Genomic DNA, 11,403 nt, shown 5'->3' on the forward strand with positions numbered 1-11,403 from the left:
GCAGCAAGTCGCATTTTTCTTATCAAATTCTCATACTAGAAATCGTGCTTTAACCCTAAAAAAATGGTATGATACTAGGTGAAAAACACTATAAAGGAGCGAATTGTCCTTGAACGAGAGAATATTACGTACGGAAACACGCCCTGTAAAAGTTGGAAATCTGACCATTGGCGGTAGTAATGAATTATTTATCCAAAGTATGGCGACGACAAAAACACATGATGTTGAGGCAACGGTTGCTGAAATTTTAAGATTGGAAGAGGCGGGCTGCCAAATTGTTCGAGTTGCTTGTCCTGATGAGCGAGCTGCTGATGCGCTTAGCGAGATAAAGAAACGCATCCATATTCCTCTTGTTGCTGACATTCATTTTGATTACCGTTTGGCGCTTAAAGCGATTGAAGCGGGTGTGGATAAAATCCGCATTAATCCTGGTAACATTGGTCGCCGTGAACGCGTTGAAAAAGTCGTGAATGCGGCGAAAGCGAAAGGCATTCCAATTCGTATTGGTGTCAATGCTGGTAGCCTTGAAAAGAAAATTATTCAAAAATATGGCTATCCAACTGCTGACGGTATGGTTGAAAGTGCCTTGCACCACATAAAAATACTTGAAGATTTAGATTTTCACGACATTATCGTTTCTTTAAAAGCCTCCGATGTAAACTTAGCCATTGAGGCCTATGATAAGGCGAGTCGCGCATTTAATTATCCACTCCACCTTGGAATCACTGAATCTGGGACACAATTTGCTGGAGGCATTAAAAGTGCTGCTGGTCTTGGCGCCATTTTGAGCCGCGGAATTGGTAATACTCTCCGCGTTTCGCTTAGTGCCGATCCAGTTGAAGAAGTGAAAGTCGCGCGTGAATTATTAAAATCATTCGGCCTTTCTTCCAATGCTGCAACGTTAATCTCTTGCCCAACTTGCGGCCGAATTGAAATCGATTTAATCAGCATCGCGAATGAAGTTGAAGAATATATTTCTACAATTAAAGCGCCCATTAAAGTTGCTGTGCTTGGCTGTGCCGTAAATGGGCCTGGCGAAGCGCGTGAAGCGGACATTGGTATCGCGGGAGCTAAAGGTGAAGGCCTCCTCTTCCGCCACGGTAAAATTGTGCGCAAAGTGCCTGAGGATATCATGGTCGATGAACTTAAAAAAGAAATTGACATTTTGGCTGAAGAATATTTCGCTAAAAAGGCAGCTGAAGAAGCTGCGGCAAAGTAACACTCATAAATGCAGGTGCGATTAAAAATTGCACCTGCATTTATTTTATTCCTAAACATCTTAAATTATGCTATGATGAGTTATAAAAAAGGAGATTTAAATGAACAAAGAATTAACTTTTCTAGATGGCGTAAAAGCTTGCTTACCAACTGTTTTAGGATATGTTGGCATCGGGATTGCTGCAGGCGTTGTTGGAAAAGCCTCCCACTTAAGCTTCCTTGAGATTACACTTCTTTCTGCACTTGTTTATGCGGGAGCAGCTCAGTTTATCATTTGCGGGTTATTATTACTTCAAAGTCCTATTTCAGCCTTTGTCACAACCACTTTTCTTATTAATTCGCGGCATTTCCTGATGAGCATGGCAACAGCCCCAAGTTTTAAAAAAGACTCGATTTTACATAATATCGGGATTGGTGCTCTTCTAACAGATGAATCCTTTGCCGTCGCTATGAACCAAATTGGGAATAAAAAAAGCATCAACGTCATGTGGATGCATGGATTAAACGTAACAGCTTACGCCACTTGGATTTTAGCTTGTTTATTCGGCGCTATTATTGGGAGTTGGTTACCTAATCCTGAAATGTTTGGTCTTGATTTTGCTTTAACCGCCATGTTTATTGGCCTACTATATTTACAGCTTATCAGTGATAAAAGTAAGAAAATCAAAACGTCGCTACTTGTCATGGCAACGGTTATGCTACTTGTTTTCTTGTTCATGCGCTTTATGACACCTGAGCTCGCCGTTCTTAGCGCGACACTATTAGGCTGTTTGATTGGAGTGATTTTAGACTAATGGCCATCAGCACATACACCTTCCTCGCGATAATCGGTTGCGCCATCGTCACGTTTATCCCGCGCGTATTGCCTTTTCTTTTTGTTAGAAAAATGAAACTACCAGATTTGCTCATGAGTTACCTCTCCTATGTCCCGTTATGCATTTTGACAGCCTTATTTATACAAAGCTTGCTCACGGAACATGATGGTAACTTTCCGTCTATCAATCTTTTCCCATTTTTGGCTGCTCTACCAACTATTCTGACTGCTATTTTAACTAAAAACTTACTTTGGGTCGTTGTGATTGGCATCATTTCAATGGCCGCACTTCGATTTTTCTTCTAGGAGGTATTTGATGAACCAACTTAATTACTGTATGCTTGATTTTGAAACCGCGAATGGAAGCCGAACAAGTCCTTGCTCGATTGGCATTGTAAAAGTCGAAAATGGCCAAATTCGCGATACATTTTATTCCCTAATCAATCCCGAAGAACCATTTTACAGGCGGAATATTGAAATCCACGGCATCTACCCTGACGATGTGCTGGACGCTCCAACCTTTCAAGAAATCTATCCTTTCATTAGCGAATTTATCGGCACAACACCGGTCACTGCGCATTTCGCGAGTTTTGATATTAGCGTCTTCCGCAAATCAGCAGAGAAATACCAATTGATTTTACCTGAAAATGACTATTTCTGCTCCTGCATTTTGTCACAGCAAATCTTGCCGTTAAAAAGCCACCGTTTAAACCAGGTCGCGGACTACTTCGGCATTTACTTTAACCACCACAACGCACTTGACGATTCAAAAGCCGCCGCAGAAATTGTCTTAAAGCTCGCAGAAATCAAAGAAGTTTCCACCGTCCCAGCACTCATCAACTCAATTGGTTACCGCTTCGGACAAATTAACGGTGCCAATTTCGCCAAAGTATAAAGTAAAACGAATAAGCATAAATCCCGCAAAATACCATCTTTTAAAATGGAGTTTTGCGGGATTTATCTTTTATTCAGTAGCCGTACTCGAATCGGTGTAATCAGAAAAAGCATCTTTCAAATCGCTATCTTTGATTTTAATATTGGCTGCTTTATATTCCTTTTTAAGCGCTTTTGTCATGTTTTCGGATGTCATTTGCGACTCTATGTAAGCAGCCTTCACCTTACTTTTGTCTTCTTTAAAAGATTTTTTCTCCGTTTTCTCTTCCAATTGGATAATATGGTAGCCGTAAGAAGATTTTACTGGTTCGCTAACATCGCCTTTATTTTCAAGCGCATACGCCGCTTTTTCGAAGGCTTCATCCATTTCGCCTGGACCAAACGGATCAAGCAAACCACCATTTTCAGCAGTGGATGTGTCTGTTGAATATTCTTTGGCTAAATCTGCAAATTTTTCACCATTATCAAGTTTTTCCTTCACTTCTTTCGCAGTGGCCTCATCATCAACAAGGATATGGCTAACCGTAATATCGGGTTCCCAAGTCTTATAATATTCCTTCAACTTTTTATCCGTCACCTTTATGTTTGCTTCCGTTGCTTTTTGAACGAGTAAGTTATATTTTATATTATCTTTAAAACTTTCCTCCGTTAAATTATTGGATGCAAGTGTTGATTCAAAACTATCCCCATATTGCTCCGCATATTTTTTATATTCTGCACTCACTTCCTTGTCGGATACAGAATATTTCTTTTCGAGGATTTTTTCAAAAGTGAGCTGCTGAACGGCATCACTTCCGTAACTCGTTTTAAGCGCCTCATATAATTCGCTTTCTGTAACATTTCCTGCGTCCGTTTTAACAACGGCACTGCTTGAACACCCTCCTAAAATGAGTGTTGTTGTTGCGGCTAGTACAATTAAAGTTTGTTTGAGTTTCATGTACGACTTCCTTTCTTTCACTATCTTCAATTAGTATAAACGATAGTTTTGAAAGGTTTGCGTCATAATTATGAATGAAATATGAACAAAAAAAACAGAAATGAGGGTATCATTTCTGTTTTCTAGTTAACTGGCTGCTTTTTTTAAGCAATCAGGGCATTTTCCATAAACTTCGAATTTATGGCCTTCAATTTCGTATCCGGGAAGTGCTTCGGTTAGGAAATCCATCGGGCACATCATAATTTCTTTTGTTTTTCCGCAACCTAGACAGATGAAATGATGATGGTGATGTTCGTGTGAGCATGCTAGGCGGAAGTTTTTTTCACCCGAAAGTTCTGTTTCTTCAAAAATTCCGAGGTCAACAAACAGCGATAAATTCCTGTAAATGGTGTCAAAACTAATGCCGGGAAAATCGTCTTTCATGTTTTCAAGAACGTCTTTTGCGGTTAAATAGCAATTTTTACGTGCAAATAATTCAATTAGAAATTGGCGTTTATCGGTATGTTTATACCCGGAATCTTTCATTTTTAGGAGTGCTTCACTCGCTGATAATGCCATTTTCTTCACCTCTTTTCGCAAGAATAAAGCGCATGCGGATTTTTTGATAAACCATTGTTAAAATTAAAATGATGACAGATAATAAAACGATGGCTCCACCTGGCGCTAAGTCTAAGTAATAGGCGCTAACAAGACCAACAATAACGGAAATTTCCCCAAAAATAATCGCGAAAATAATCGTCTGCTTAAAGCCTTTCGCGATACGGATTGCCGCTGCAACAGGCAAGGTCATCAGTGACGATACGAGCAAGATGCCAACGATGCGCATGGAGCTCGCGATGACGAGTGCAACAAGTACCATAAAGATAATATCGAAGGCTTTAGCACGAATTCCTGAAACGCGTGCATATTCTTCGTCAAACGAAAGTAAAAATAATTCCTTGTACAAAAGCAAAATCACGATAAAAACAAATGCAGCGATGCCGACAATGGTGTACATATCGCTTCTACTTACTGCGCTGACGCTCCCAAATAAATAGCTAAACAAATCTGTGTTAAAACCGTTTGCGAGCGAAATGAAAATGACGGAAAATCCCATGCCGGCGGACATTATAATTGGAATGGCGAGCTCTTCAAAGTGTTTATAGACGGAGCGCAGTTTTTCCATCAAGAGCGAACCAACTGTCGCAAAGCCAAATCCTAAATAAAGTGGATTTAAGCTGACGAGCGGTACATACGTTTTACTTAAAAACAAACTTACGGCGATGCCGGCTAATGTTACGTGACTAAGCGCATCTGCCATAAGAGACAGCTTGCGGACGACAATAAAACTACCTAGAAGCGGTGCCACAATGCCGATGACAAGGCCGACAATAAAGGTATTGCGAATAAAATCATATTGAAACAGTGTGGCAATCACAATGCGTTCCCTCTCTTTCTAGCCCTTCTGTGGCCGCTTCGATTTCACGTTCTTCTAAATAAAGATGATAATCGCGCGTACTCCCATCGAACAAAATTCGCTTGTTGATGCTGATGACATGGTCGACATAGTTGTTAATCGCAAGCATGTCGTGCGTTACAAGTATTAGCGTCATTTCTTTTGTCTGATTGAGTTTCCCTAACAACTCATAAAACGCTTTAACATTTTCTACATCGACGCCGACAGTTGGCTCGTCCAGAATGAGCATTTCAGGCTTGCTGACAAGTGACCTCGCGATAAAGACGCGCTGCTGCTGTCCACCTGATAGTTCGCCAATGTTGCGGTTTAAAAAGTCCGTCATTGAAACGGTTTTAAGCGCCTCGAAAATGGCTTCGTTGTCCGCTTTACCTAACATTTTAAACAGCCCTTTTTTCTTGGTTAAACCACTCGCCACAACTTCCTTCACGGTAGCCGGGAACGCTGAATTGAACGCGTTTGATTTTTGGGAAACAAAACCGATTTTTTCGAAATGGCGAAAATTTTGCTGTTTCTCGCCAAACAAAGAAATACTTCCCTTTTGATTTTTTAAAAGCCCTAAAATTAATTTTAAAAGCGTTGACTTGCCAGAGCCATTCGGCCCAATGATACCTGTAAAACTTCCTTTTTTAACAGAAAAATGTATGTTTTCAAGAACTTCCTCATGATCATAATGAAAGGATAGCCCTGCTATTTCCAAGATTTCTTTCATTTTCAAAACTCCTTTTTGAGCTTTTCAAGCACTTTCCTAGTATAGCGGATTTATGTTAAAATGTAAATCGTAATGAATCTGATTAAGAAAAAAGATTACTTTCTTGTACTTTAGGGAAATAAGTTGTCAGGGGGTGCGACAGATGAATTTAATCTGGATGTACATAACGTATTTTGTAATGGTGGCAGTTAATGCTTTTGCCAATATTTTACCTTTAAACGGGGTAACGACTGGCGAAGTGAGCAATCGGTATCAAACCTTGTTTACACCTGCCGGTTATGTGTTTTCAATTTGGGGTCTTATTTACTTACTCTTATTTGTTTGGCTTGTAGGCGTGACTGTGAAACGTGAGCACGTGACAAGTCAACTGGCGTTTGTCTTTACTTCAAGTAGCCTTTTAAATGCACTTTGGATTTTTATGTGGCATTTCAATTTGATTTTTTTATCCATCGTTGTGATGCTGCTCTTGCTTCTCTCGCTACTATTATTTTATGCGTATCAAAAGCAAATTTCAAAGCGACGTTTGTGGCGTGTGCCAATTTCAGTATATCTTGGCTGGATTTTCGTGGCAACAATTGCTAACATTTGTTATTACTTCAATGTCTTAGGCTTAGTGAGCTTTCAATCTGGCGCAACAATCATTTTACTTCTTTTAGCAAGCTTCTTCGTTCTCGTATTTCGTTACAAGCAAAATGATTTTATTGTGCCGCTCGTTTTTGTTTGGGCATTCATCGGTATTTTCATTCGCGATTACGCATTGGCACCGTTTGTTGCCTATACAGCGCTCATTATGGCGATTATGATTTTCATGTTGAATTGGTTCCGTTTAAAGCAATATAAATAAAAAAGTGCCAAGCGCGGAATTTCGCTTGGCACTTTTTTATTATTTAGAGAAAATCTCTGTCAACACTGGAACAACTTGTTTTTTACGTGATACAACGCCAGCAAGTGGTGCTTTGCCGTTTACAATTTTCACGTTATACGCTTCTTCTACAGCATTTGTTTCTGTACCAATCGCTACACCAACAGAATCATTTGTTAAAATGTTGGTAATGATGAATAAATATAAGCCTAAGCCTTTGTCTGCAATGGCTTTTTGGATAACAGGTTCCACTTCGCTCATGCGTGATAACACATCTTCTTCATCTACGACATTAATTTGTGCGATTTCAATTTTATGACCGTTCATATCGAATTCTTTCGCATCAAGTAATAGTTCAGCGACGGATTTTTTGCTTACATCGGCGCCCGCACGGAGCATTTCCATGCCGTAAGCTTGTAGATCAATGCCCGCAATGTCTGCTAGCTTTTCTGCCGCAGCTTGATCTTCTGCCGTTGATGTTGGGGATTTAAATAGCAATGTATCCGAAATAATTGCGGAAGCCATCAGTTTGGCAACGGTTTTTGGAACTTCAATATTTTTTTCTACAAAAAGTTTTAATAGGATTGTCGCCGTGCATCCAACTGGCTCTGCGCGGTAATAAAGCGGATCTGCTGTTTCAAAGTTGGCAATACGATGGTGGTCAATGACCGTATGTACCGTCACGTTTTTAATATCGTCTGCACTTTGTTGCGCTTCATTATGGTCGACAAGGCACACTGTAGTTACTTCATTTGCAACCGTTTGGACTAAACGCGGGGCTTCGATGCCTGCACTTTTTAAAACAAATTCCGTTTCAGAATTTAATTCACCGAGGCGAACTGCTTCCACTTCAAAACCTTCTGCCTTTTTTAGTTCGCTGAAGGCTATCGCCGAACAAATTGTGTCGGTATCCGGGTTTTTATGCCCAAAAACTAACATTTTTTCCATATTTATCTCTCCTTATTCATCAGCCATAATTTTTTCGATTAAATCGGGATCAAACTTTTGCTTGCGCAGCATCTCAATTTCAAATCGATATGGTGGTTTTTTATTATTTTTATCTTCACCCACATAAGGTGTTTCGAGAATTTTCGGAACGGACATTAAATTCGGGTGATGCACGATGTAATTTAATGCATCAAAACCAATATGACCAAATCCAATATTCGCGTGACGATCTTTATGTGCCCCACAAACATTTTTACTATCATTAATGTGAAGTACTTTTAAACGGTCGATGCCGATAATTTTATCAAACTCATTTAAAACACCATCAAAGTCATTCACAATATCATAACCAGCATCGTGCGTATGGCACGTATCAAATGTTACTGACAAAAGCTCATTATGTGTCACCCCGTCAATAATTTGGGCAATTTCTTCAAAAGAACGTCCAATTTCCGTTCCTTTTCCAGCCATCGTTTCAAGTGCAATTTGCACATCAACACTTGGATCAAGCGCTTCGTTTAAGCCTTTGATGATTTGCTTAATCCCAACTTCAGCGCCTTCCCCAACATGCGCGCCCGGATGTAGCACAATTTGCTTCGCCGAAAGTGCTGCGGTGCGTTCGATTTCCTGACGTAAGAAACTTACGCCAAGTTCGAATGTTTCTGGCTTAACTGCATTACCAATATTAATAATGTACGGCGCATGCACGACAATATCTTGCATCTCATTGTCAGCCATATGCTCAAGTCCTGCTTCAATATTTAATTCCTCAATCGGTTTACGCCGCGTGTTTTGCGGAGCACCCGTATAAATCATAAACGTATTGGCACCATAAGAAGCCGCTTCCTCGCTTGCACCTAGCAACATTTTTTTGCCGCTCATCGAAACGTGCGAACCAATTCTTAAATTGCTCATTTTTTCCCTCGATTCTTTTTACGATTTTCACGGCGTTTAATTTCCGCCATTTTGTAGTTAATTTTCTTTTTATAACCAGGTTTTCGCTTCTGTTTCGCTTTTTTACGCATGCCGATTTCACGCGGATCAGCTGCCTCACGTTTCGCCTCACGTTTCGCGCGTTTATTGCGGTCTTGAACCTCAACAAATTCGCCCTTTTTAAGCTCTACATGTTTAAAGCTAATTCCCAGTTTCTCCAATTGATTTAAACGATCCTCATCGGCTGGTTCAAAAATGGTAAGGGCAATACCAGAGTGCCCCGCCCGGCCCGTCCGACCTGTACGGTGAATATAAAAATCATTATCGTCTGGAAGTTCATAATTAATAACGTGGCTAATGCCTTGAATATCAATCCCTCTTGCCGCAAGATCTGTCGCAACAATGTATTGATAATCCATATTTTCAATGGCCTTCATCGTCCGTTTACGTTCGCGCGGATTCACATCGCCATGAATTTTAGCCACTTTTAAACCGCGACTAACAAGCCCAGCATGAACTTCATCTGCTGTCTGCTTTGTATTCGTAAATACAATGGCTAAAAATGGCTGGAAAGTCACCAAGCAATCTTTTAATAAGTCGAGTTTATTTTTACTTTTGGCCGCAATTAATTCATGCGTGACTGATTTTGATGCCACTACATTTGGCGTAATGTGCTCATAGCGCGGATTTTCCATATACTTTTTCAAAAATGGTTTTAATTTTTGCGGAATAGTCGCCGAAAATACAAGCATTTGAAGTTCAGGCGGCATTTTCCCAGCAATTTGGTCCACGTCATTTAAAAAGCCCATGTCAAGTGTCATGTCAGCTTCATCGATGACGAGCACATTTGCCGTGTATACTTGTAGCGCGTTTTCCCGAATCATATCATTAATACGACCAGGTGTCCCCACAATAATTTGCGGCTGTTTCTTAAGTTTTTCTATCGCGCGTTTTTTATCCGTACCTCCGATAATTAATTGCGCGCTAATGTCGTTCTCGCTGTATTTCGTAATTTTTTTTACTTCGTTATAAATTTGTGTAGCTAGTTCGCGACTTGGCGCCGTGATAACAGCTTGCAAAACATCTTTATGCGGATTAATTTTTTCAATAATCGGCAGTAAAAAAGTATGCGTTTTTCCCGTTCCAGTTTGCGACTGCCCGATAATGCTTTCTCCGCGCATGACGCCCGGTATTAACTTTTGTTGCACCTCTGTTGGTTCATAAAAACCTAATTTTTCAATCGCAACATTGATAAAAGGCTGAAAACCAAATTGTTCAAACCTTGTCTTTTTCATAGTCATCATTTCACTCCGTTTCAGTTCCTTGTGCCATTATACCATCTACAGCGCATGACTGCGACAAAAAAATATAGAAAAACGCGTTCTAGCAAAAAAAAAGATTCTTCGTTATAATAGATGTAGAATTTGCTTTTTTAGTTTAGGAGGATTCAATGGAAATTATCAAAATTAGCCCACGCGGTTATTGTTACGGTGTTGTCGATGCAATGGTCATTGCTAAAAACGCTTCGCTTGATCCAAATTTGCCACGTCCTATTCATATTTTAGGTATGATTGTTCATAATAAACATGTCACCGATGCATTTGAAGAAATTGGAATCTACACGGTTGACGGAGAAAATCGGGAAGCAATTCTCGAAAAAATTGATACAGGAACTGTTATTTTCACGGCACACGGTACTTCCCCTCGCGTAAAAAAAATCGCACAAGAAAAGGGACTTGTAACGATTGATGCCACTTGTCCTGACGTTATGCGCACATATGACCTCATTTTAGAGAAAAAAAGAGAAGGCTATCACGTTATTTATATCGGTAAAAAAGGCCACCCAGAGCCAGAAGGCGCCTACGGGACTGCCCCTGACATCGTTCACCTTGTTGAAACAGCGGCCGATATTGATGCTTTAAACCTTTCTTCTGAAAAAATATTCGTAACGAATCAGACGACAATGAGCCAGTGGGACGTCCTCGATTTGATGGACTACATTCAAACCTTGTACCCACAAGCAGAAAATCATAAAGAAATTTGTATGGCGACACAAACACGCCAAGAAGCCGTTGCAGAACAAGCTGTCGGCGCTGACGTCACAATTGTTGTAGGCGACCCGCGGAGCAATAACACGAATCGTCTCGCCCAAGTTTCGATTGAAAAAGCTTTAGTCCCCGCATATCGAGTGGCCGATGTGAGCGAAATTAATTTAGATTGGCTTAAAGATGCTAAAAAAGTGGCGATAACTGCTGGTGCTAGCACGCCAACACATATTATCCGAGAAGTGCTCGTCTTTTTAGACCAGTACGAACCAGATGACCCCACAACTTGGGAACGCCACCACCAAATAAGCGCCGAAGCCATTCTACCGCGTGCCAAAAAGAAAAACATGGAAGAAAAACGCCGCGCCCGATTAGAACATTTAAAAAACGGCGGTCGATAAAAAATAAGCATAAACCCAGTAAAAACCATTTCTGAAATGGAATCACTACTGGATTTATGCTTTTTGTTTTGTTTTAATATATGCTCTAATTGTGCTTTAACTTTTTATTTGGCTAAACATACAGTTCATAGGACATAGATTAAAACTCCATTCAAGATGATGTAGCCTATTCAGGTCTAACAACAT

General features: G+C 40.3%; 13 protein-coding genes and 1 CRISPR repeat array (1 of these 14 cut by a window edge). Of the genes, 6 read left to right on the forward strand and 7 right to left on the reverse strand.

What is annotated here, in order from left to right; translation table 11 throughout:
• Positions 1-109: 109 nt before the first annotated feature.
• From ispG to CFS04_RS02265, 4 genes are all read left to right on the forward strand, one after another.
• The gene (gene ispG / locus CFS04_RS02250; RefSeq protein WP_088808976.1) at positions 110-1,219 is read left to right on the forward strand and encodes a flavodoxin-dependent (E)-4-hydroxy-3-methylbut-2-enyl-diphosphate synthase; all 1,110 of its coding nucleotides are present in this window, start codon (positions 110-112) and stop codon (positions 1,217-1,219) included.
• 100 nt (positions 1,220-1,319) lie between these two features.
• Positions 1,320-2,012: an AzlC family ABC transporter permease gene (locus CFS04_RS02255; RefSeq protein WP_088808977.1), complete on the forward strand. Its 693-nt coding sequence runs from the start codon at positions 1,320-1,322 to the stop codon at positions 2,010-2,012.
• Positions 2,012-2,338: an AzlD domain-containing protein gene (locus tag CFS04_RS02260; protein WP_088808978.1), complete on the forward strand. Its 327-nt coding sequence runs from the start codon at positions 2,012-2,014 to the stop codon at positions 2,336-2,338. The genes CFS04_RS02255 and CFS04_RS02260 overlap by 1 nt, the downstream gene beginning before the upstream one ends.
• A gap of 10 nt (positions 2,339-2,348) precedes the next feature.
• The gene (locus CFS04_RS02265; protein ID WP_088808979.1) at positions 2,349-2,927 is read left to right on the forward strand and encodes a 3'-5' exonuclease; all 579 of its coding nucleotides are present in this window, start codon (positions 2,349-2,351) and stop codon (positions 2,925-2,927) included.
• Positions 2,928-2,996: 69 nt separating this feature from the next.
• Here CFS04_RS02265 and CFS04_RS02270 read toward each other — a convergent pair whose 3' ends face one another.
• From CFS04_RS02270 to CFS04_RS02285, 4 genes are all read right to left on the reverse strand, one after another.
• Positions 2,997-3,863 (reverse strand): peptidylprolyl isomerase, encoded by an 867-nt coding sequence (locus CFS04_RS02270; RefSeq protein WP_088808980.1) that lies wholly within the window; start codon positions 3,861-3,863, stop codon positions 2,997-2,999.
• Positions 3,864-3,989: 126 nt separating this feature from the next.
• The gene (locus tag CFS04_RS02275) at positions 3,990-4,421 is read right to left on the reverse strand and encodes a Fur family transcriptional regulator (protein WP_088808981.1); all 432 of its coding nucleotides are present in this window, start codon (positions 4,419-4,421) and stop codon (positions 3,990-3,992) included.
• Positions 4,402-5,280, reverse strand: coding sequence for a metal ABC transporter permease (locus CFS04_RS02280; RefSeq protein ID WP_088808982.1), 879 nt, complete (start codon positions 5,278-5,280; stop codon positions 4,402-4,404). Before CFS04_RS02280 ends, CFS04_RS02275 begins: the two co-directional genes overlap by 20 nt.
• On the reverse strand, positions 5,255-6,028 hold the full coding sequence (locus tag CFS04_RS02285) for a metal ABC transporter ATP-binding protein (protein ID WP_088808983.1): 774 nt from the start codon (positions 6,026-6,028) through the stop codon (positions 5,255-5,257). The genes CFS04_RS02280 and CFS04_RS02285 overlap by 26 nt, the downstream gene beginning before the upstream one ends.
• Before the next feature lie 142 nt (positions 6,029-6,170).
• Between CFS04_RS02285 and CFS04_RS02290 the strand changes: the two genes are divergently transcribed.
• Positions 6,171-6,872, forward strand: a complete 702-nt coding sequence (locus tag CFS04_RS02290; RefSeq protein WP_088808984.1) for a tryptophan-rich sensory protein — start codon at positions 6,171-6,173, stop codon at positions 6,870-6,872.
• 39 nt (positions 6,873-6,911) lie between these two features.
• Here the strand turns inward: CFS04_RS02290 and CFS04_RS02295 are convergent, their stop codons facing one another.
• The 3 genes from CFS04_RS02295 to CFS04_RS02305 are packed head-to-tail and all read right to left on the reverse strand — an operon-like array spanning position 6,912 to position 10,066.
• Complete coding sequence (locus CFS04_RS02295) at positions 6,912-7,838, reverse strand: manganese-dependent inorganic pyrophosphatase (protein ID WP_088808985.1); 927 nt, start codon at positions 7,836-7,838, stop codon at positions 6,912-6,914.
• Positions 7,839-7,850: 12 nt separating this feature from the next.
• Complete coding sequence (locus tag CFS04_RS02300; protein ID WP_088808986.1) at positions 7,851-8,753, reverse strand: deoxyribonuclease IV; 903 nt, start codon at positions 8,751-8,753, stop codon at positions 7,851-7,853.
• Positions 8,750-10,066: a DEAD/DEAH box helicase gene (locus CFS04_RS02305; RefSeq protein WP_369821509.1), complete on the reverse strand. Its 1,317-nt coding sequence runs from the start codon at positions 10,064-10,066 to the stop codon at positions 8,750-8,752. The genes CFS04_RS02300 and CFS04_RS02305 overlap by 4 nt, the downstream gene beginning before the upstream one ends.
• 155 nt (positions 10,067-10,221) lie before the next feature.
• Here CFS04_RS02305 and CFS04_RS02310 point away from each other — a divergent pair, with 155 nt between their 5' ends.
• A complete protein-coding gene (locus CFS04_RS02310) occupies positions 10,222-11,217 on the forward strand; it encodes a 4-hydroxy-3-methylbut-2-enyl diphosphate reductase (RefSeq protein WP_088808988.1) in 996 nt (331 codons plus the stop codon).
• A gap of 116 nt (positions 11,218-11,333) precedes the next feature.
• Positions 11,334-11,403: direct repeats of the CRISPR family, unit length 30 nt; it runs 483 nt beyond the window's last position.

This window comes from Listeria sp. ILCC796 (assembly GCF_900186175.1).
GTDB lineage: Bacteria > Bacillota > Bacilli > Lactobacillales > Listeriaceae > Listeria > Listeria goaensis.